This window comes from Lysobacter sp. A421 (genome assembly GCF_054052145.1).
The window spans coordinates 93,228-113,937 of record NZ_JBSVRL010000002.1; the positions used below are offsets into that span (position 1 = coordinate 93,228).

General features: G+C 66.2%; 14 protein-coding genes. 9 read left to right on the forward strand and 5 right to left on the reverse strand.

All coding sequences use genetic code 11. From position 1 onward, the window contains the following. Positions 1 to 4: 4 nt before the first annotated feature. Together ACW7G6_RS05915 and ACW7G6_RS05920 are read left to right on the forward strand one after the other, a co-directional pair. Positions 5 to 1,387: an FAD/NAD(P)-binding protein gene (locus ACW7G6_RS05915; RefSeq protein ID WP_456997759.1), complete on the forward strand. Its 1,383-nt coding sequence runs from the start codon at positions 5 to 7 to the stop codon at positions 1,385 to 1,387. A 78-nt stretch (positions 1,388 to 1,465) separates the two neighbouring features. Further along, complete coding sequence (locus ACW7G6_RS05920) at positions 1,466 to 4,936, forward strand: hybrid sensor histidine kinase/response regulator (protein WP_456997760.1); 3,471 nt, start codon at positions 1,466 to 1,468, stop codon at positions 4,934 to 4,936. On the opposite strand, the gene ACW7G6_RS05925 is transcribed toward ACW7G6_RS05920, so the two are convergent. Beyond that, entirely contained in the window at positions 4,908 to 5,576 is a 669-nt protein-coding gene (locus tag ACW7G6_RS05925) for a response regulator (protein WP_456977785.1), read from the reverse strand. The genes ACW7G6_RS05920 and ACW7G6_RS05925 overlap by 29 nt on opposite strands. A gap of 9 nt (positions 5,577 to 5,585) precedes the next feature. Then, positions 5,586 to 7,553, reverse strand: a complete 1,968-nt coding sequence (gene acs, locus ACW7G6_RS05930) for an acetate--CoA ligase (protein WP_456977786.1) — start codon at positions 7,551 to 7,553, stop codon at positions 5,586 to 5,588. 223 nt (positions 7,554 to 7,776) lie between these two features. Between acs and ACW7G6_RS05935 the strand changes: the two genes are divergently transcribed. From ACW7G6_RS05935 to ACW7G6_RS05945, 3 genes are all read left to right on the forward strand, one after another. Next, positions 7,777 to 9,165 (forward strand): DcaP family trimeric outer membrane transporter, encoded by a 1,389-nt coding sequence (locus tag ACW7G6_RS05935; RefSeq protein ID WP_456997761.1) that lies wholly within the window; start codon positions 7,777 to 7,779, stop codon positions 9,163 to 9,165. A 31-nt stretch (positions 9,166 to 9,196) separates the two neighbouring features. Then, positions 9,197 to 10,864: an MFS transporter gene (locus tag ACW7G6_RS05940; protein ID WP_456997762.1), complete on the forward strand. Its 1,668-nt coding sequence runs from the start codon at positions 9,197 to 9,199 to the stop codon at positions 10,862 to 10,864. Between the two features lie 156 nt (positions 10,865 to 11,020). Next, complete coding sequence (locus ACW7G6_RS05945) at positions 11,021 to 11,314, forward strand: DUF2218 domain-containing protein (protein ID WP_456977789.1); 294 nt, start codon at positions 11,021 to 11,023, stop codon at positions 11,312 to 11,314. 22 nt (positions 11,315 to 11,336) lie between these two features. Here ACW7G6_RS05945 and ACW7G6_RS05950 read toward each other — a convergent pair whose 3' ends face one another. Both ACW7G6_RS05950 and ACW7G6_RS05955 read right to left on the reverse strand, forming a co-directional pair. Further along, on the reverse strand, positions 11,337 to 11,672 hold the full coding sequence (locus ACW7G6_RS05950; RefSeq protein WP_456998126.1) for a hypothetical protein: 336 nt from the start codon (positions 11,670 to 11,672) through the stop codon (positions 11,337 to 11,339). A gap of 102 nt (positions 11,673 to 11,774) precedes the next feature. Then, the gene (locus ACW7G6_RS05955; RefSeq protein WP_456977790.1) at positions 11,775 to 12,959 is read right to left on the reverse strand and encodes a DesA family fatty acid desaturase; all 1,185 of its coding nucleotides are present in this window, start codon (positions 12,957 to 12,959) and stop codon (positions 11,775 to 11,777) included. 182 nt (positions 12,960 to 13,141) lie between these two features. On the opposite strand from ACW7G6_RS05955, the gene mutM reads away from it, so the two are divergent. The 3 genes from mutM to ACW7G6_RS05970 all read left to right on the forward strand — a co-directional run bounded on the left by mutM (position 13,142) and on the right by ACW7G6_RS05970 (position 17,673). Next, positions 13,142 to 13,981 carry a bifunctional DNA-formamidopyrimidine glycosylase/DNA-(apurinic or apyrimidinic site) lyase gene (gene mutM / locus ACW7G6_RS05960; RefSeq protein WP_456997763.1) on the forward strand — a complete coding sequence of 280 codons (840 nt, stop codon included), beginning with the start codon at positions 13,142 to 13,144 and terminating at the stop codon, positions 13,979 to 13,981. A gap of 128 nt (positions 13,982 to 14,109) precedes the next feature. Then, a complete protein-coding gene (locus tag ACW7G6_RS05965; RefSeq protein ID WP_456997764.1) occupies positions 14,110 to 14,709 on the forward strand; it encodes an ECF-type sigma factor in 600 nt (199 codons plus the stop codon). 99 nt (positions 14,710 to 14,808) lie between these two features. Beyond that, positions 14,809 to 17,673 carry a protein kinase domain-containing protein gene (locus ACW7G6_RS05970; RefSeq protein ID WP_456997765.1) on the forward strand — a complete coding sequence of 955 codons (2,865 nt, stop codon included), beginning with the start codon at positions 14,809 to 14,811 and terminating at the stop codon, positions 17,671 to 17,673. A 24-nt stretch (positions 17,674 to 17,697) separates the two neighbouring features. Here the strand turns inward: ACW7G6_RS05970 and ACW7G6_RS05975 are convergent, their stop codons facing one another. Continuing rightward, positions 17,698 to 18,336 carry a thymidine kinase gene (locus tag ACW7G6_RS05975; protein WP_456997766.1) on the reverse strand — a complete coding sequence of 213 codons (639 nt, stop codon included), beginning with the start codon at positions 18,334 to 18,336 and terminating at the stop codon, positions 17,698 to 17,700. Positions 18,337 to 18,417: 81 nt separating this feature from the next. Between ACW7G6_RS05975 and ACW7G6_RS05980 the strand changes: the two genes are divergently transcribed. Further along, entirely contained in the window at positions 18,418 to 20,397 is a 1,980-nt protein-coding gene (locus ACW7G6_RS05980; protein WP_456997767.1) for a UvrD-helicase domain-containing protein, read from the forward strand. Positions 20,398 to 20,710 lie beyond the last annotated feature (313 nt).

The window sequence follows — 20,710 nt, forward strand, 5'->3', positions numbered from 1 at the left end:
GGCCATGACGAATCCAACCCTTTCCGTGGATGTCGCAATCATCGGCGGTGGCGCGGCGGGCGTGATGACGGCCATCCATCTCTTGCGCCTGGCTGCCACGCCGCTGCAGGTCGTCCTGGTCGAACCTGCCGCGATGCTCGGCGAAGGTGTCGCCTACGCCAGTCGCGCCGCCGAGCATCGGCTCAACGTGCCCGTGCAGCGCATGAGCGCGTTTGTCGACCGGCCCGAGGATTTCCTCGACTTCATGCTGGAACACCACGGCTCTACCGATCGATCGGCGGGGTCGTTGGCCGCCAGTTATGCGCAACGCCGACACTATGCGGACTACCTGCGTGATCGGCTGCGACAGGCCGGGACAGCCAGTGTCGCCCAGCTTGAAGTCGTGCACGATCGCGCGGTCGCAATGACAGGATCGGGACCGGACTGGCGTGTGCGGCTCGCCTCGGGCGCGACGGTTTGCACGCGCAATGTCGTGCTGGCAATGGGCAACACCATGCGCCCGCTGCCCGCGCTCGGGGTTGATGCGTTGTCGGTCGGCCAATACCTGGAAGCCTGGCAGTACGAGTCCATCGTCCAGCTTCGGCGCGATGCCGATATCGCGATCATCGGTTCGGGCCTGAGCATGGCCGATGTCGTGTTGTCGCTTCACGCCGGCGGTCACCGCGGCCGCATCCATGTGCTGTCGCGACACGCCCTGATGCCGCTGCCGCATGCCGACACCCATGGGGCCGCGGATTTCGACCCGGCGACACTGCTCGCACTGTCCTTGCGCCAGAGATTGAAGGCACTACGCGGTCATGCGGCCAATGCGATTGCCCGTGGCGAGGCGTGGCAAGGGGTGATCGACTGTATCCGCCCGCACGTGCAGGCCTTGTGGCAAAGCCTGTCGGTCACTGATCAGCGGCGCTTCCTGCGTCATGTCGTGCGGCAATGGGACGTGCACCGACACCGGATCGCGCCCGACGTGCACACCACGATCGATGCGCTGCGCGCCTGCGGCCAGTTGCGGCTTCATCGCGGACGCTTGCAGGCGGCAACGTCCACCGCTGACGGGGTGCGCCTGGAGGTCCAACGGGCCGACGGCGACGCACGGATGCTGAAGGTCGATCACCTCGTCAATGCCACCGGCGTGGAGACCCGCGCCGTATCGATGCGCAACGTCTTGTTGCAGGGCCTGCTGGCAACGGGCGTGGCGGTGCCTGGCCCGCATGGCATTGGCATAGATACGGCAGCCAATGGCGAGGTGATCGCACGGGATGGCGCGGTACAGGCCACCGTGCTGGCGCTTGGCAGCCTGCGCATCGGCAGCCTGTGGGAGAGCCTGGCGGTACCCGAGTTGCGCAGCCAGAGTGAAGCCATCGCACGCAAACTGCTCGGCGGGGATTAGACCTTCGTCGAGGCAGTACCGGAGTCGTACTGCCTCGCCATACACTCGGCGATCGACTGACCACGGAGGCGCGCGCAATTGATTCCTGGCTGGGTACTGCTGCTGGTGTCGGTCGGCTACGTCGGCATGCTGTTCGGGGTCGCGTATTACGGCGATCAACGCGAAGCGATGCCGAAACATCGCTGGGTACGACCGGCGGTGTACTCGCTGGCGCTGGCGGTCTACTGCTCGTCGTGGACGTTTTACGGCGCGGTCGGCACCGCCGCGCGCACCGGCCTGGGCTTCCTGCCGATCTATCTGGGGCCGCTGCTGCTGTTGCTGTTCGGCTGGCGGCTGCTGGAACGGCTGGTGCTGATCTCCGACGAGCAGCGGATCACCTCGATCGCCGACTTCCTTTCCTCACGCTATGGTCGCGCGCCGGGGCTGGCGGCGCTGGTCTCGCTGCTCGCACTGATCGCCGCGATTCCCTACGTGGCGCTGCAATTCAAGGCCGTGGCCGACAGCATCGAGGTACTCGCCGGGGTGCCGGACAACACCAGCCTGCTGGCGGATCCGGCGCTGTACATCGCGTTGCTGCTGGCGGTGTTCTCGATCCTGTTCGGCACCCGGCGGATCGACGCCACCGAGCACCATCACGGCATGGTGCTGGCGGTCGCGCTGGAGTCGCTGGTCAAACTGGTCGCGTTCATCGCCGTGGGTATCTTCGCGCTGATGCACCTGCCGGGCGTCGGCGGCCTGGGCGAGCGCATCGTGCAGGCCGCCGATACCGTCACCCGGCCCGGCTTGCCGGCGGGCTTCGTCGCCCAGACCCTGCTCGCCTTCACCGCATTGATCTGCCTGCCTCGGCAATTCCACGTCGCGGTGGTGGAATGTCAGAACGTCGGCGACCTGCGGGTCGCGCGCTGGTTCTTCGGCGGCTACCTGATATTGATCAGCCTGATGATCGTGCCGATCAGCCTCGCCGGCCAGGCCGTGCTGGGCGACAGCGGGGTATCGCCCGACACCTACGTGCTCGCGCTGCCGTTGGCCATGGACCAGAGCCTGCTGGCACTGATGGTCTACATCGGCGGATTCTCCGCCGCCACCGGCATGGTGATCGTGACCAGCGTGGCGCTGGCAACGATGGTCAGCAACGACCTGATCATGCCGGCGTTGTTGCGTACCGGCGCCCTCAGCCGCACCGGGCCGGGTATCGAGAAGCGTGTGCTGTGGGTACGCCGGGCAACGATTATCGGCCTGGCGCTGATGGCCTACGCCTATGCCCGGGGGTCCGGTGACGGCAGCCTCGCCCAGCACGGCCTGTTGGCATTTGCCGCGGTCGCGCAGTTCGCACCGGCACTGATCGGTGGCCTGTACTGGCGCGGTGCGAGCCGCACCGGTGCGCTGGCCGGAATCGCCGCTGGCGCATCGGTGTGGTTCTACACCTTGTTGTTGCCGAGCCTGGCCACCGGGGGCTGGATCGCTTCGGACTGGGTCGATGTCGGCCCGTTCGGCATTGCCTGGCTGCAACCGGAGCAACTGTTCGGCCTGGTGGGTTGGGACAGCCTGACCCATGGGGTGTTCTGGTCGCTGCTGCTCAACACCAGCGCGTTTGTCTACGTCTCCGCACACCAGCGGCCGCGGCTGCAGGAGCAACTGCGGGCGGCGCCATTCCTGGACCCGTATCGACAGCGACCGCCGCTCGGCCCCGGCGGCTGGGCCGGCAACGTGCGCGGTGGCGACCTGTTGGCGTTGGCCGAACGCATCGTCGGTGGACGTCATGCCCGACGCTCCTTCCAGGACTATGCCGGTCGGCAAGGTCAGCCTTGGAACCCGGAACAGCTTGCCGACCGCGCGCTCGCCCAGTTCACCGAGCGCCTGCTCGCCGCCGCGATCGGTGCTGCCTCGGCGCGGCTCACCTTGACCAGTGCCCTGCGCGGATCGGGCATGGAACTGGGCGAGGTGGTGGCGCTGCTGGACGAGGCGAACCAGGAGCTGCGCTTCAACCGCCAGGTGCTGGCGACCACGCTGGAGAACATCAGCCAGGGCGTCAGCGTGGTGGACGCGGAGCTGTGCCTGGTGGCCTGGAACCGCCGTTACCAGGAGATGTTCGACTACCCGCAGGGCATGTTGTACGTCGGCCGTCCGGTCGCGGACCTGCTGCACTGGAATGCCGAGCGCGGCGAGATGGGTCCGGGGGATACCGAGACCCAGGTGCAGCGCCGGATCGAACACCTTGGTGTCGGCGCGCCGCATGTGTCCGAACGCGTGCGCGCCAACGGCCAGGTGATCGAGCTGCGGGGCCGGCCGCTTGATGGGGGCGGCTATGTCACCAGCTACAGCGACATCACCGATTACAAACGCGTCGAGCGCGCGCTGCGTGAATCCAACGAGACACTGGAGCAGCGCGTCGAGCAGCGCACCCGTGAGGCCGAGGACGCACAGCAATCCAGGACACGGTTTCTTGCCGCGGTCAGCCACGACCTGCTGCAACCGTTGAATGCCGCACGACTGTTCACCTCGGCCCTGCGCGAGAGTGACGAGTCTGTCGAACAGGGCCGCCTGGCCGAACGCGTCGATGCCTCCCTGCGCGCCGCCGAGGACCTGCTCGATGGGCTGCTCGATATCTCCCGCCTTGACGCCGGTGCACTGCGCCCGGAGATCGCCGACTTCGACGTCAACGAACTGCTGCGCGAACTGGCCGCCCAGCACTCGCCGATCGCAGCCAGCCGCGGCCTGCAATTGCGGGTGCGGGCGCCGGCCGCCCCGCTGATGGTTCGCACCGATCGCCGGCTGCTGCGCCGCGCACTGCAGAACTTCCTCGCCAATGCCTTGCGCTATACCCGCGATGGCGGTGTGCTGATCGCCGCACGCGTGCGCGAGGGCGCCGTCGAGCTGCAGGTCTGGGATACCGGGCCAGGGGTCTCACCGCACCACCTCGGGCAGATCTTCGACGAGTTCCGCCGCTTCGACCACCCCGGTCGCGGCGAGCGCGGCCTCGGTCTGGGATTGTCGATCTGCCAACGTATCGCCCGCACCCTGGACCATCCGCTGGGCGTGCGTTCGCGGGTCGGTGCCGGCAGCGTGTTCTCGATCACCGTGCCATTCGGCCGGGCACGTTTCCCCGACGTCCCCGCACCCGCCCCGCGCACCGAAGGCATTACCGATTCCCTCACCGGCCTGCGTGTGTTGTGCATCGACAACGACCGCGAGATCCTCGAAGGCATGCGCGCCCTGCTCACCCGCTGGCACGTTGTCAGCCTGACCGCCGCCACCGTCGACGAGGCCATCGCAGTGCTGGAGGCACTGCCGGCCGGCGAAGCTCCCGACGTCGCCCTGGTCGACTACCACCTGCACGACCGCCTGGACGGTCTGGGCATCATCGACCTGCTGCGCGAGCGCCTCGGCCCCGGCCTGCCAGCCGCGTTGCTGACCGGCGACGGCAGCGACGCGCTCAAGCACGCCGCCCGCGAGCATCACTGCCTGGTGTTGACCAAACCGATCAAGCCGGCGTCGCTGCGCGCGTTCCTGGCGGCCGGGGTCACTCGCCTTCCTCCGGCGGCAACGTGATGTTGCCCGGATCCAACGCCAGTCGGCCGGCAATCAGCACCGCCTGGGTGCGGTTGTTGGCGCCGAGCTTGCGCAGGATCGCGGTGACGTGGGCTTTGACGGTGGCCTCGGAGACGGTGAGCTCGTAACCGATCTGCTTGTTCAACAAGCCCGAGCCGAGCATCTGCAGGACGCGGAATTGCTGCGGGGTGAGGTCGCGCAGGCGGCGGGCGGCATCGTGTTCATCGGGATCTGCGGCCGGGGCGTTGAAGGCGGCGGACGGAGCCCAGCGATCGCCCGCCAGGACGGTACCGATCGCCTCACCCAGTGTGGCCACATCGGCGGACTTTGGAATGAAGCCGACCGCGCCGTGGTCCAGCGCGCGCCGCATCACCGCCGGCTCCTCACGCGCGGACACCACCACGATCGGCAACTGCGGACGCAAGGCACGCAAGTGCACCAACGCACTGAAGCCCTGCGCGCCGGGCATGTTCAGGTCGAGCAACAACAGATCGGCATCCGGCTCGGCTTCGACCAGCGCGTACAGGGCGCCCACGCTGTCGGCCTCGCACAGACGCGCTGTCGGCAGCACCCGTGCAACCACCCCGCGCAGGGCTTCGCGGAAGAGCGGATGGTCGTCGGCAATCAGCAGGGTCGGCATGGGCGGACGCTACGGGACGCGGCGCTCCTTGACCAGCGAATCGACTACGGCCGGATCGGCCAGGGTGCTGGTGTCGCCGAGTTGATCCGGCGCGTTCTCGGCAATCTTGCGCAGGATGCGACGCATGATCTTGCCCGAGCGGGTTTTGGGCAGACCCGGCGCCCATTGCAGGTGGTCGGGAGTCGCAATCGGGCCGATTTCGGCCCGCACGTGCTTGACCAGTTCCGCGCGCAATGCATCGCTGGGCTGCTCGCCGGCAATCAGGGTCACATAGGCATAGATGCCCTGGCCCTTGATGTCGTGCGGGAAGCCGACCACGGCGGCCTCGGCGACCTTGTCATGCGAGACCAGCGCGCTCTCCACCTCGGCGGTGCCGATGCGGTGTCCGCTGACGTTGATCACATCGTCCACCCGGCCGGTGATCCAGTAGTCGCCGTCGGCGTCGCGGCGACAGCCATCGCCAGTGAAATAGGTGCCCGGATAGGTCTTGAAGTAGGTGTCGATGAAACGCTGGTCATCGCCGTAGACGGTGCGCATCTGGCCCGGCCAGGAATCGACGATGACCAGGTTGCCCTCACCCTCGCCTTCGATGAAATTGCCGTTGGTGTCGACAATCGCCGGCTGGATGCCGAAGAACGGATTGGTGGCGCAACCCGGCTTGAGGTCGGTCGCACCCGGCAGCGGCGAGATCAGGATGCCGCCATTCTCGGTCTGCCACCAGGTGTCCACGATCGGGCAACGACCGTCGCCGACGACGTCGTAGTACCAGCGCCAGGCCTCGGGGTTGATCGGCTCCCCGACGCTGCCCAGCAGGCGCAGTGATTTGCGCGAGGTCGCCTTGACCGGCTCGTCGCCCTCGCGCATCAGCGCGCGGATCGCGGTCGGCGCGGTGTAGAAAATCGTGACCTGGTGCTTGTCGATGACCTGCCAGAAGCGCGAGGCGTCCGGGTAGTTTGGAACGCCCTCGAACACCAGCGAGGTGGCGCCGTTGGCCAGCGGTCCGTAGACGATATAGCTGTGGCCGGTGACCCAACCGACATCGGCGGTGCACCAGTAGACGTCGTCCTCGCGCAGGTCGAACACCGCTTCGTGGGTGTAGCTGACATACACCAGGTACCCGCCGGTGGTGTGCAGCACGCCCTTGGGTTTGCCGGTGCTGCCGGAGGTGTAGAGGATGAACAATGGGTCCTCGGCATTCATGCGCTCGGGCTCGCACTCGACCGGCTGCCCGTCGACCACGGCGTCATACCAGCGGTCACGCGGCATCTGCATGTCGACCGCGGCGCGGGTATGGCGTACCACCAGCACGGTCTCGACGCTGTTGGTCCCGGGCAGTTTCAGCGCGGCATCGACATTGACCTTCAACGGCACCCGTTTGCTGCCACGCAAGCCTTCGTCGGCGGTGATGATCAACTTGCTGCCGCTGTCAGCCACACGGTCGGCGATCGAGTGGGCCGAGAAGCCGCCAAACACCACCATGTGCACCGCGCCGATGCGCGAGCAGGCGAGCATCGCGATCGCCGCTTCGGGGATCATCGGCAGGTAGATGGTGACCCGGTCGCCCTTGCCGATGCCCAGCGCGCGCAGGGCGTTGGCCAGCTTGCATACGCGCTGGTGCAGTTCGCGGTAGGTGATGTTCTGCGCGGCGGCGTCAGGGCTGTCGGGCTCGAACACCAGCGCGGTCTTGTCGCCGTGGGTCGCCAGGTGGCGGTCCAGGCAGTTGACGCTGACGTTGAGCTCGCCGTCCTCGTACCAGCGGATGCGGAAATCGGCCAGATCGAAGCTGGTGTTCTTGATCCTGGTCGGCTTGGTCATCCAGTCCAGCCGCTCCGCCACCTGCCCCCAGAACTGGTCCGGGTGCGCGACCGACTGCGCGTACAGGCGCTGGTAGTCGTCCTGGGTGATGCGGGTATCGACGGCGAATCCGGGCTTGACCGGATAGACCGCGATGGGCTGGTTCGAGACGGGCTCGCTCATGACGCACTCCGATATGCAGTTGCGGGGCCGGCACGCGGCGGGTGCCAGGAGCGTCAGTGTGCCGCATCGACCGGGGCGGTCGGTAAACCTCGCCTTAGACCTTGGTCGTAATCGGCAGGATGAACAGGGGCATCTACGACCAAAGGTGAATGGTTGTGCAGTGCGGTGGCCACGCAGTCTGCCTGCGAACCGTGCAAACGACGCGGTTTCCATGGGAGGGAACATGTCCAATCGCAAGCCGTCGTACGGCGTGACCACGCTCCACAAACGACCGATCCGCAAGCGACCACTTGCCGCGGCGTTACTGGTCGCACTGGCATTGCCGGGTTTCGCCTACGCGCAAACGGCCAAGGAGGTCGAGCTGGAGGCCCGCGTGGTCGAGCTGGAGAAGATGGTCCAGCAACTGGTGTCGCAGCAACAGCAGGCCATCAGCACTACCACGGCGGTGCCGGCCACCCCGACCGCGACCGCGGTAGCCGACGGCAAGGCGATCCAGGCCACCACCATCACGCCGTCCGCGGCACCTGGCACCGCCTTCAGCTTCGGCGGCTTCATCAAGCTCGACGCGATGGTCACCGACACCAGCGACGGGCGCATCGCCGACGGCTCGGCGGGCCGGCTGTTCTACGTCCCCAGCACGATTCCGGTCGGCCCCGACGGTGCCGAGGGCGGCGACGCCTACACCGACGTGCATGCGCAGTTCTCGCGCTTCTGGCTCGCCGCCGACCACGTCACCGACGCCGGCGACAAGGTCAAGGCCTACATCGAGGCCGACATGTACGGCGGCGGCAGCAATTCATTGCTCGGCAACGAGACCTCGACCAACACCTACGGTGTGTCCCTGCGCCACGCCTACGTGAGCTGGAACCACTGGCTGGCCGGCCAGACCTGGTCGAACTTCCAGGACACCGCCGCGCTGCCGGATTCGGTCGACTTCGTCGGCCCGACCGACGGCGTGATCTTCGTGCGCCAGGCCCAGCTGCGCTACACCAGCGGCCCGTGGTCGTTCTCACTGGAGAACCCGCAGACCACCGTCACCCCGTACCTCGCCGCCGGCCCGCGCTTCAACAGCGGCGACAACATCGCCCCCGACGCCACCGCGCGCTGGATCACCAAGGGCGATTGGGGCCACTTCACCGTGGCCGGCCTGCTGCGCCAGTTCAAGGCTGGCGAGGAGACCGCGACCGGCGGCGCGCTCAGCGCCTCGGGCAAGTTCAACCTCGGCGCCAGCGACGACATCCGTTACGCGATCAACGGCGGCAGCGGGATCGGTCGCTACCTCGCGTTCGGCATGGGCAGCGACGTGGTGCAGGACGTCGACGGCGACCTCGAGGCGCTGGACGGCTATGGCGGCTATGTCGCGTGGCGTCACATGCTGAGTCCGAAGCTGCGCGGCAACCTGATGTACTCGGCCGCGCACTTCGACAACGACGTCGGAATCACCGGCCAGGGTGTGACCGAGCGCGCCCACTCGCTGCACGCCAACCTCATCTACTCGCCGTTCCCCAAGCTCGATATCGGTGCGGAGCTGAGCTTCGGCCAGCGCTTCCTCGAGGACGACCGCGAGGGCGACCTGAGCCGCCTGCACACCACCGTCAAGTACAGCTTCTAACGCATCGCCCAACCCGAAGGGAAACCACCTTATGTCTACCGTCAATCCCGCCGCCGGCTCACTGCCGAAGGCCACCATCACCAAGGAACAGCGCAAGGTCATCATTGCGTCCAGCCTTGGCACCGTGTTCGAGTGGTACGACTTTTATCTGTACGGTTCACTGGCGGCGATCATCGCGCACCAGTTCTTCAGTGGCGTCAACGAGACCACTGGCTTCATCTTCGCGCTGCTGGCGTTTGCCGCCGGTTTCGCGGTGCGTCCCTTCGGCGCGATCGTGTTCGGCCGCATCGGCGACATGGTCGGGCGCAAGTACACGTTCCTGATCACCATCGTGATCATGGGCATCTCGACCTTCCTGGTCGGCATGCTGCCCAGTTACGCATCCATCGGCATCACTGCGCCGATCATCCTGGTGGTTCTGCGAATGCTGCAGGGGCTGGCGCTGGGCGGTGAGTACGGCGGCGCCGCGACGTATGTGGCCGAACATGCCCCGCACGGCCGGCGCGGCCTGTTCACCAGCTTCATCCAGACCACCGCGACGGTCGGGCTGCTGTTGTCGCTGGTGGTGATCCTGAGCGTGCGCGGAATCCTGGGCGAAGAGGCGTTCGAACAATGGGGCTGGCGCATCCCGTTCCTGATCTCCATCGTGCTGGTCGGCGTGTCGGTGTGGATCCGCATGCAGCTGGCCGAATCGCCGATGTTCCAGAAAATGAAGGACGAAGGCACGCTGTCGAAGGCACCGATCACCGAGAGCTTCTTCTCGAAGAACGGCCGCATCGTGTTGCTGGCCCTGCTGGGCGCCACCGCCGGCCAAGCCGTGGTCTGGTACACCGGGCAGTTCTACGCAATGTACTTCCTCACCCAGTCATTGAAGGTCGATCCGACCACGACCTGGTTGCTGATTGGTGGCGCGTTGCTGATCGGCACACCGTTCTTCGTGTTCTTCGGCTGGTTGTCGGACAAGATCGGCCGCAAGAAGATCGTGATGGCCGGCTGCCTGATTGCCGCACTGACCTACTTCCCGCTGTTCAAGGCATTGACCCACTACGCCAACCCGGCGATCGAGGAAGCCAGCGCCTCATCCCCGGCACTGGTCCTGGCCGATCCGGCCACCTGCAGTTTCCAGTTCGATCCGGTCGGCAAGAAGCAGTTCACCAGTTCCTGCGACATCGCCACCGCGGCCCTGGCCAAGGCCGGCGTGCCGTATGACGTGGAACCCGCGCCGGCAGGCAGCGTGGCAATGGTGATGATTGGCGATGTCGAGGTCGGCAGCTACGAGGCGAAGGGTCTGGCGAAGGAGGTTGCAGCCACCAGGGCCAGCGAATTTGGCAGCTCGCTGAAGACCGTGCTGACCACCGCCGGTTACACCGAGAAGGCCGAGGATGCACGCATCAACAAGCCCATGGTGCTGCTGATCCTGACCATCCTGGTGCTGTACGTGACCATGGTCTACGGGCCAATCGCGGCGTGGCTGGTGGAACTGTTCCCGACCAGGATCCGCTACACCTCGATGTCGCTGCCGTACCACATCGGCAACGGATGGTTCGGTGGCTTCCTGCCCACCATCTCGTTCGCGCTGGTGGTCGCCACCGGCAACATCTACTACGGGCTGTGGTACCCGATCATCATCGCGTTGATGACGTTCGTGGTCGGCTCGCTGTTCCTGCGCGAGACCAAGGACGTGGACATCACCTTGTAGCGCGGCGGATTCAACTTTGAAGTGCACGGTCGCCTTTCGTTGCGACCGTGCCACTGCCAACCCCCGCGTCAGTGCAGCAGGGACAACACCGGCCTCGTGCCGGTGTTGTCTTTTGTGGATAATGAGAATGACTCTCAACTGGCAGAGGTAGAACCAATGCACTCCACCCATTCGCTCATTACCGTCACCGACCTGGGGCCGGCCAAGCTTATCGGCCGTTTGGCGAAGCACTGGTCACACAAGCTCGAAGTGGAGCACGACGACACCGGCGCCCGGATCGTATTCGGCAACGCGGTATGCGTGCTGCGAGTGCAGGGCGACACCATTGCCGCGACCATCGAAAGCGCGGACAGCGCAGAGCTCGAGAAGCTGGAGCCGATAGTCGCCGAGCACCTGCAACGCATGGCGCGCGGTGAGGCGTTGTCGATCCAGTGGCAGCGACAGGGCTGAACTGCCTGCCGGGCTTACGCCGTTAGCGCGGCGGCGGCGCGGCCAGTTCGCGCGCATCGAGAAAGCCATCGCTATTGAGGTCCTGGCGATGGAACGCAGCGGCCAGGGCCGCCAGGTGCTGGGCCTGGGTCACTGGACGGCCGCGGCCACCCGGCAGCTCGGCCGGGTCGAGCACACCGTCACCGTCCACGTCCATGCGCTCGAACGCGTACCCCATCCACTGCTGGTACTCGACCAGCGAAACGCGACCATCACGATCGGTGTCCATGCGTTGCAGGTAGTCGCCGGTCGCATCGACCCGTGACTGTGCCGATGCCGGCGGCGCAATCACGGCGCCAGGCACCGACAGCACGAACATCAGCAGCAACGGCTTGGCACGCATCGTCGATAACTCCTGCAACAGGCGGGCAGACAAAAGGGGCGTCGCCGCCCCTCTTGTCCGGGTAGGCCCTGAGGACACTCAGGCCCGCGCGGGCACCAGGGTGTAGCCCTTCATCCGTGCCGAGAATTGCTGCAAGGCGTGGTTGCCACTGTTCTCCGCTTCCACGCACCAGTCATGCAGGCGCTGCAGCGTTGCCTGGGCATCGTGGGACCGGTCGTCAAGCACCTGCTGCAGGCGTTGGCGGTATTCGGCCAGTGTCGCCATGTGCGGACGATCGGCCAACCACGCCTGCAACCGTTCGCGCTTTTCGTCATCAAGCCAGCGACCACCATCGGCGAGCCCCTTGCGCAGCTTGCGCGGCAACTTCTCGTCACTGGCACGCAAGGTCGGCAACGTGACCTTGCGGTAGTAATCGGTCATTGCCTGGAAGCGGATCGCCAGCAGCGCCTTCAGCGTCTCCCGGTCGGGCATGGCGATGTTGGGGCGCACGTCCAGGGTCGGCGCGACGCGAAGCACCTTCGCCAATCGCAATGCCTGCAGCACCCGGATGGCGCTCCAGCCGATGTCGAACTCGAACTTGCGCAGGGCAAACTTGGCCGAGCTGGGGAATGCGTGATGGTTGTTGTGCAGCTCTTCCCCGCCAATCCAGAACGCCCACGGAATCAGGTTGGTGGCCTTGTCGGTGGTCTCGAAGTTGCGATAACCCCACCAATGGCCCAGTCCGTTGACCACGCCAGCGGCCCACAGCGGGATCCACAACATCTGGATCGCCCAGATCGCCACGCCGGCAAAGCCGAACAGCGCAAAACTGATCAGCAACAACAACACCGGACCCTTGGTCGCATGCGGCGTATACAGGTGCCGCTCGATCCAGTCATCCGGGCAACCCTTGCCGTATTTCTCGATCGACGCGCGGTCACTGCGGGCCTCGCGGTACAACTCCACGCCACGCCAGAACACCGTGGCGATGCCCTTGGTGACCGGGCTGTGCGGGTCTTCCTCGGTCTCGCACATCGCGTGGTGCTTGCGGTGGATGGCCACCCACTCCCGGGTGATCATCGAGGTCGTCAACCAGGTCCAGAAACGGAAGAAGTGGTTGACCACCGGGTGGAAATCGACGCCGCGATGGGTCATCGACCGATGCAGGTACAAGGTCACCGCAAAGATGGTCAGCTGGGTAACCACCAGCAAATAGACCAGCAGCCCGACTATGCCGGCCTGCAGCACGCCGCCGGCGAGAAAATCGAGTAGTGAAACGGGCATTTCCAGACTCCGGAAAACAAGTGGCCACATGGCTCGGCCGCACAGGTAATGATGCCACTGTCGCCAGTTCAATGCTTGCTGGCGGGCACCTGTCACGACTGGGCCATTCAGCGGCAACCGCCCTCACGCAGCTGAATGGCCCAGTCGAACCCGGGCGGTGCGCGCCGCCGTAGACTCTCGCCATGCCGGAACTTCCTGAAATCGAGACCACACGTGCCGGTCTGGCACCACACCTGACCGGGCACCAGGTCACCGCCGTGACATTGCGCCGGGACTCGCTACGGTGGCCGATTCCCACCGAGATCGGCAGCGCGCTGCGCGGCCAGCGGATCGATGCGGTGCGCCGACGGGCAAAGTACCTGCTGCTCGATACCGCCGCCGGCAGCGCGCTGATCCACCTGGGCATGTCGGGCAGCCTGCGGGTGCTGCCAGCCGGGACGCCGCTGCGGCCCCACGACCATGTCGATATCGGTATCGACGATGGCCGGGTCCTGCGTTTCAATGATCCGCGCCGCTTCGGCTGCCTGTTGTGGCAGCCTCCCGGGACGCTGCACCCGCTGCTGGCCTCATTGGGAGCCGAGCCGCTTGATACACCCGGCCTGGCCGATCCTGACGGCCTGGCCTTCGATGGCGACTACCTGTTTGCCCGCAGCCGCGGTCGGCGGGCTCCGGTGAAGTCATTCCTGATGGACCAGTCCATCGTCGTCGGCGTGGGCAACATCTACGCCGCCGAGGCGCTGTTCGGCGCGGGAGTATCACCAACACGGCCTTCGGGTCGGGTCTCACGCGAGCGCTACCAACGCCTCGCCGCGGAGATCCAGCGGGTCCTGGCAGCGGCCATCGCCCAAGGCGGCACCACCTTGCGTGACTTCATCAACCCCGACGGCAACGCGGGCTATTTCGTCCAGCAATTGTCGGTGTATGGGCGCGCTGGCGAACCGTGCCCGGCTTGTGGACGGACCTTGAAACACGCCCGGATCGGGCAGCGCTCCAGCGTCTGGTGCAACCACTGCCAGCGCTGATGCCGACAGGGCGGCCTTGGCGTCCTGTCTCCCGTAACCGCAAAACGCGAAAACGTATGCGCCAGCCCGGGTGAAACCTGTCGGGACGTTCACGTTATAGTCGAGAGTCCAACGCCTCAGGCAATACGATGGCCAGTCTCAATCAAATTGATGACGCTGAAGACATTGGCGACATCACCCTGATGCTGGACGCAGCGCGGGGCGGGGATCGTGCCGCGCTCGACCAGGTGTTGGCCACGCTGTACCACCAACTGCATGCCATGGCCCGACGCCAACTCGCCGGCCAGCGCGGGCAGACCCTGGACGCCACCGCCCTGGTGCACGAGGCCTATCTGAAGTTGTCGAGCAAACGTGAGGCGACGTTTGATGATCGTTCGCACTTCTTTGCCTACGCCGCCTCGGCCATGCGCTCGGTGGTGGTCGATTACGCGCGCCAGCGACTGGCGAAGAAGCGTGGCGGCGACCTGCACCGGGTCACCGATCTGCCCGAGGACCTGGAAGGCGGGTTGCGGCTGGACGACGAGATGCTGGCCCTGGACATCGCGCTTACCCGGTTGGCGGCGGTCGACGCGCGCCTGGCGAAAGTGGTGGAGCTGCGTTACTTCGCCGGCTTGTCTGAGCTGGAGATCGCCACGCTGCTGGAGCGTTCCGAGCGCAGCATCCGGCGCGACTGGCAAAAGGCGCGCCTGTTCCTGCTAGCCTCGCTGCGGGACGAGGCGGCAGGCTGACCACGGCGTCGCCGCAGTACCGGCATTCAGGGTGGGTAATCGCCGCAGTCGAGGGAGATCCGGCATGGCAGCGGTCAACGTTGTTGCGACGTACTGACGATGGACCCCGCGCGTTGGCAACGATTGTCGCCACTGCTTGACGAGCTGTTCGAGCTGCAACCCGATGCCCGCGCGCAACGTCTGAATGAATTGCGCACCCAGGATGCCCAGGCGGCTGACGAGCTGGAAGCATTGATCGCGCTGGATGACGCACGCGAGGACTTCCTGTCCCAACCGGTGATCATGACCGAGCGCGGCGTCCTGCCCGGCAGCACGGTCGGGCCTTATCAGCTCGAGTATCTGTTGGGGGAAGGGGGCATGGGGCAGGTCTGGCTGGGCGCGCGCGCCGACGGCCTGTACCAGCGTCGGGTCGCGGTGAAACTGCTACGGCCGGGCCTGGCCAATACCGACCTGCGCCTGCGCTTCACCCGCGAGCGGCAGATCCTCGCCCGCCTTGCCCATCCACACATCGCGCGGCTGCTGGACGCCGGCATCAGCACCGAAGGACTGCCCTACCTGGCGCTGGAGTATGTCGACGGCGCGCCCATCACCGACTACTGCCGCGACCATGACACGCCGCTGGAAACGCGGCTGCAGATGTTCGAGCAGATCTGCGGGGCGGTCAGCCACGCCCACGCCAACCTGATTGTCCATCGCGACCTGAAGCCGTCCAACATCCTGGTGACGCCGGCGGGTGAGGTGCGCCTGCTCGATTTCGGCATCGCCAAACTGCTCGACAGCGATATCGCGCCCGAGCAGACCCAGACCGGGACACGCGCCTTCACCCTGCACTACGCCGCTCCCGAGCAGATCCGTGGCGAGCCGGTCACCACGATGACCGACGTCTACTCGCTGGGGGTGGTGCTGTATGAACTGCTCGCCGACACCAAGCCGTACCGGTTGCGGCGCGACAGTGATGCAGCCTGGGAGGAGGCGATCCTGGCCCACGACCCGGTGCGTCCGTCCCAGGCGATGCTGCAACGCCCCCCTGACGCCACAGACCCGGACCAACCCCGCGACAGTGGTGCATGGCGGCGGCGGGCACGCGCCTTGTCCGGCGACCTGGACAACATCGTGTTGAAGACGCTGTCCAAGCGCCCCGAGCAACGCTACCCCTCGGTCGAGGCACTCGCCCAGGACCTGCAACGCTACGGCGCGGGTTTGCCCGTGCGGGCGCGACCACAAAGCCTGAACTATCAACTGCGCAAGTTTGTCAGCCGCCACCGCTGGCCGCTGGCCACCGGCAGCCTGACCGCGCTGGTCCTCACCGCATCGTTGGCGGTGGTCGCCTGGCAAGCGCGTGAGGCTGTCAATGAGGCCGCACGTGCGCAGGCACTGCAGGCGTTCATGGTTGGCGTATTCGAAGGTGCAGGCGGTACCCGTGACGGCGAGCCGCTGGACCTGCGCGATCTGCTGGGGACGTCGGTGGAGCGCGCCAATCGCGAGCTGGCCCGTCAGCCACGGACGCTGGCCGAGATACTCGGCGTGGTGGCGCGGCTGCGCATCGGGCTGGGCGACTACCAGGAAGCGAAACTCCTGTTGGACCAGCAGGCGGGATTGATCGCGGGCAGCGACGCCGTGCCAAGCAGCCTGCAGCTGGAATCGCTGACCCAACGCGGCCGCGTGGCCCGCCTGTTGGGCGACCCGGCCGCATGCATCGCGCTGATGCAGCCGTCACTGGACAACGCTCGGGCCGAGCAGGCCAGGTTGCCACCGCAAGCCACCGAGTTTTACTCCCAGCTCGGCCGCTGCCGCCGGGCCAACGGCGAGCGCGGTGGTGCGCAGCGGTTGTTCGAGCGGTCGTTGATGCTGCGCCGTGAAGGCCATGCCAATCGCGTGGGGGAGGTGGAAAACCTGATGGATCTGGCCGGCCTGCATGCCGACGGGGGCCAGACCGCTGTCGCCCTGGCGGACTTCGAAACAGCGCGGGACCGCTTGTTGCGTGAAGCGGGCGACCGTCACCCGTTGTTGATCGACATCCACCGCAACCTCAGTCGCCTGCACCGCGCCCAGGGAGAGCTGGCACCGGCCCAGGGCGAGCTTGAAACCGCGCTGGCGATCAGTACGGAGGTCCACGGGCCGCAGCATGCGACCACGCTGGCGGTGCGTCGCCAACTGGCCTCCATCCATTTCCAGCAAGGCCGCTACAGGCAGGCCGAAGCCGAACTGCGCGACAGCCATCGGCTGCTTGCCGCACGGCTCGGACCGAACCATCCCGATCTCGCCGACAGTTACCACGCGCTCGCCATGATCGAGTGGGAACAAGGTGATCTGGACGCTGCATCGGCGTCGCTGCGTCACCGGCTCACAATCCTCCGCGCCGACGACCGACCCGGGCCGGTCGCCGATGCGCTTCTGGGCCTGGCGTCGGTGTTGCATGCGGACGACCGCGACCCGCTCGCCCATCCCCTGCTGCTGGAGGCGCACGAGATCCGCCAGACCCTTCCCGGTATCGAAGACGGATCGGTCGGCGAGATCGATCGTCTTCTCGGCGAGGTCGAGATCGCCATGGGCCAAGCCGGCCAGGGCGTGGAACGCCTGCAGCACGCCATCCGCCAGTTGCGGGGCGACTACGGCAACCACTATCCACTCACCCGACGTGCCGAGCTGGCCCTGGCCTACCAGCGTGCGTCCCGGTTTGCCGGATTGCCGGCCGCAGCCGCGGCTTTGGCGCAGCTGGATGCACTGGCGCAACTTCCGGATAACGACATCGAATTGCGCGACACGATCTGGCGCGCGCGCGCCTATGCAGCGCAACTTCGCTGTCATGGCCCCCAACGGCAGGATTCGTTGCGCCAGCTGGACCAGCTGGATCAGGACCTGCAGCAGGCCCGGCCGGAAGGGGGCGTGATACCGCGGGAGGTCGAAGCGATCCGTCTGGGCTGCAGCGCGGGCAGATCCGCCCGGGCGGGGATCGGCGGCTGAGCATGCCGACCGGTCACCCGTCGGTCAGTCGCGGTCGCTGGGCTCAAGCGCGAGCGATGGCTGTTGCGGGGTGATCGTGCCTTCGCCACGCGCCACCTTCTTGAACTCGGCCCGCGATACCGACAGGTAACGCTCGTTGCCACCAATCTCGACCTGGGGACCGTCGCTTACCGCGCGGCCCTGCTCGTCCACGCGCACGGTCATGGTCGCCTTGCTGCCACTGTGGCAGATCGTCTTGATCTCGCTGATCTCGTCGGCCCAGGCGAGCAGGTACTGGCTGCCCTCAAACAATTCACCACGGAAATCCGTGCGCAAGCCATAGCAAAGCACCGGGATCCGGAACGCATCGACCACTTCGGTCAACTGCCACACCTGCGATTTGTACAGGAACTGCGCCTCGTCCACCAGCACGCAATGCAACGCGCCATGGGCGGCGATATCGGCCGCCACCAGCGCCTGCAGATCCTGCCGCGAATCGAACACGGTCGCCGGCGCGCTCAGGCCGATGCGCGAGGCGACCGTGCCGCTGCCGACGCGGTCGTCCAGACGCGGCGCCAGGATCGCCACCCGCATCCCGCGCTCACGGTAGTTGTGCGCGGACTGCAGCAAGTTGGTGGTCTTGCCGGCGTTCATTGCCGAATAGTAGAAATACAGCTTGGCCATGACGGCATTTTACCGATTCGGGTCACCGTAGCGATCGCCGGTATGGGTGCGACAATGGGGATGGTCCACGACGGTCACTCCATGCACGGCCTCAATCCCCCCCAACGCGCCGCTGTCGAGCACATCGACGGCCCCCTGCTCGTGCTCGCCGGCGCCGGCAGCGGCAAGACCCGGGTGATCGTGGAGAAGATCGCGCACCTGATCGCGTCGGGCCGAATGCCGGCCAAGCGCATCGCCGCGATCACCTTCACCAACAAGTCCGCCAAGGAAATGCGCGAGCGCGTCGCCAAGCGCATCCGGGGTGACGGCGCCGAGGGGCTGACCATCTGCACCTTCCACGCGCTGGGCCTGCGTTTTTTGCAGATCGAGCACGCCAAGCTCGGCCTGCGCCGCGGCTTCTCGATCTTCGACAGCGACGACAGCGCGGCGCAGATCAAGGACCTGCTCGGCACCGGCACCAAACCCGATGCGCTGGATGCGATGCGCAACCTGATCTCGCGGGCGAAGAACTCCGGACTGTCGCCCGAGCAGGCGATGGCCGAGGCACGTACCGCGCGCGAGATCGACGCGGCGACGGTGTACGCGCTGTACCAGGCGCGGCTGGGCACGTTCAACGCGGTCGACTTCGACGACCTGATCCGGCTGCCGGTGCAGCTGCTGGAATCCGACCAGGAGTGCGCGCTGGGCTGGCGCGAGCGCATCGGCTACCTGCTGGTGGACGAGTGCCAGGACACCAACGACGCGCAGTACCGACTGCTCAAGGCGCTGGCCGGCCCGCGGGGGCTGTTCACCTGCGTGGGCGACGACGACCAGTCGATCTACGCCTGGCGCGGCGCGAACCCGGACAATCTGCTGTCATTGGGCACCGACTACCCGGCGCTGCGGATCATCAAGCTGGAACAGAACTACCGCTGCTCCAACCGCGTGCTGCGCACCGCCAACGCACTGATCGCCAACAACCCGCATGCGCACCCCAAGACCCTGTGGAGCGAGCAGGCCGACGGCGAGCGCATCCGCATCTGGGAGTGCCGCGACAACGCACACGAGGCGGAAAAAGTCGCCGCGGAAATCCAGTTTGTCGCCACCGCCCGGCAGGCGCCATGGAGCGATTTTTGCATCCTGTTCCGCGGCAACTTCCAGTCCCGCGCGCTGGAAAAGGCGCTGCAGCTGGTCAAGGTTCCGTACCACCTCTCCGGCGGCACCGCGTTCCTGGAACGCGGCGAGGTCAAGGACGCGCTGTCCTGGCTGCGCCTGGTCGCCAACCCCGACGATGATGCTGCCTTCCTGCGCGCGGTGACCTCGCCCAAGCGTGAGGTCGGCGCGACCACTTTGTCCAGACTGGGCGAGCTGGCCCAGCGCGCCGGCATGCCGATGTCGCGCGCGGCCGAATCGGTCGGCGCACTGAAGCAGCTTCCGCCCCGTGCCGGCAACGCGCTCGACAACTTCGTCGGCATCCTGCGCGGCCTGCGCAACGACGCCCGCCGGATGACCCCGGCGGAACTGGTGCGCACGCTGGCCGACAAGTCCGGGCTGCTCGCCTCGATCCGTGCCCAATGCAAAGACGAGACCAGCTTCCAGCGCCGCAAGGCCAATCTGGAAGAGCTCGCCGACTGGTTCGACGGCGGCAAAGGCGCGGGGCCAGGCGAGCTCGCCGCGCAGCTGGCCTTGCTCTCGCACGCCGACAAGGGCGATGCCGGCAACCAGGTCCGGCTGATGAGCCTGCACGGCGCCAAGGGTCTGGAATTCCGCTACGTCTTCATCGTTGGCGTCGAGGACGGCACCCTGCCGCACGAGGCCAGCATCGACGAAGGCAGCATCGAGGAAGAGCGCCGCCTGCTGTACGTCGGCATCACCCGCGCCAAGGAACAACTGTGGCTGTCTTACTCGAAAAAGGCGCAAAAATGGGGCGACACGATCCGCCTCAAACCGAGCCGTTTCTTCGACGAACTGCCCGCCGCCGAGATCCAGCGCGACGGTGCCGACCCGGTCGCCGACGCGGCCCGGAAGCAGGAGCGGGCAACCGCCGGATTGGCCGCAATCCGCGCGCTTTTAGACAACTGACGCAGCGCGGCAACATTTGCCGCACCGCACAATTATTTGTGATGAAAATCACGTTATAAGTAGCGATTACGGGCCTTTATAGTCGATAAGTGCCTCTGTGCGTCATCAAGTATTTACCCCCGAGTCATTTTTCGTGCTATTGCTTTCGGCAAGGCAGTTGCCAGATCCATGGCAATTGCATGTACTCCGGCGTCCCCGATTTCATGCCCGGCGTAACTCCAGCATGAAGTTTCTCTGCTCGATTTCGTAGCGACACCTAGAGCTGAAATGGGCACCCGGAGTTGTCATTGGGGGAGTCGCTGTCGCGATGCCG

Bases quoted from the DNA above. Each gene is read 5' to 3' on its own strand.
- ACW7G6_RS05915 (WP_456997759.1), top strand. From the start codon at position 5: ATGACGAATCCAACCCTTTCCGTGGATGTCGCAATCATCGGCGGTGGC.
- ACW7G6_RS05925 (WP_456977785.1), bottom strand. From the start codon at position 5,576: ATGCCGACCCTGCTGATTGCCGACGACCATCCGCTCTTCCGCGAAGCC.
- acs (WP_456977786.1), bottom strand. From the start codon at position 7,553: ATGAGCGAGCCCGTCTCGAACCAGCCCATCGCGGTCTATCCGGTCAAG.
- ACW7G6_RS05935 (WP_456997761.1), top strand. From the start codon at position 7,777: ATGTCCAATCGCAAGCCGTCGTACGGCGTGACCACGCTCCACAAACGA.
- ACW7G6_RS05940 (WP_456997762.1), top strand. From the start codon at position 9,197: ATGTCTACCGTCAATCCCGCCGCCGGCTCACTGCCGAAGGCCACCATC.
- ACW7G6_RS05945 (WP_456977789.1), top strand. From the start codon at position 11,021: ATGCACTCCACCCATTCGCTCATTACCGTCACCGACCTGGGGCCGGCC.
- ACW7G6_RS05950 (WP_456998126.1), bottom strand. From the start codon at position 11,672: ATGTTCGTGCTGTCGGTGCCTGGCGCCGTGATTGCGCCGCCGGCATCG.
- ACW7G6_RS05955 (WP_456977790.1), bottom strand. From the start codon at position 12,959: ATGCCCGTTTCACTACTCGATTTTCTCGCCGGCGGCGTGCTGCAGGCC.
- mutM (WP_456997763.1), top strand. From the start codon at position 13,142: ATGCCGGAACTTCCTGAAATCGAGACCACACGTGCCGGTCTGGCACCA.
- ACW7G6_RS05965 (WP_456997764.1), top strand. From the start codon at position 14,110: ATGGCCAGTCTCAATCAAATTGATGACGCTGAAGACATTGGCGACATC.
- ACW7G6_RS05970 (WP_456997765.1), top strand. From the start codon at position 14,809: ATGGACCCCGCGCGTTGGCAACGATTGTCGCCACTGCTTGACGAGCTG.
- ACW7G6_RS05975 (WP_456997766.1), bottom strand. From the start codon at position 18,336: ATGGCCAAGCTGTATTTCTACTATTCGGCAATGAACGCCGGCAAGACC.
- ACW7G6_RS05980 (WP_456997767.1), top strand. From the start codon at position 18,418: ATGCACGGCCTCAATCCCCCCCAACGCGCCGCTGTCGAGCACATCGAC.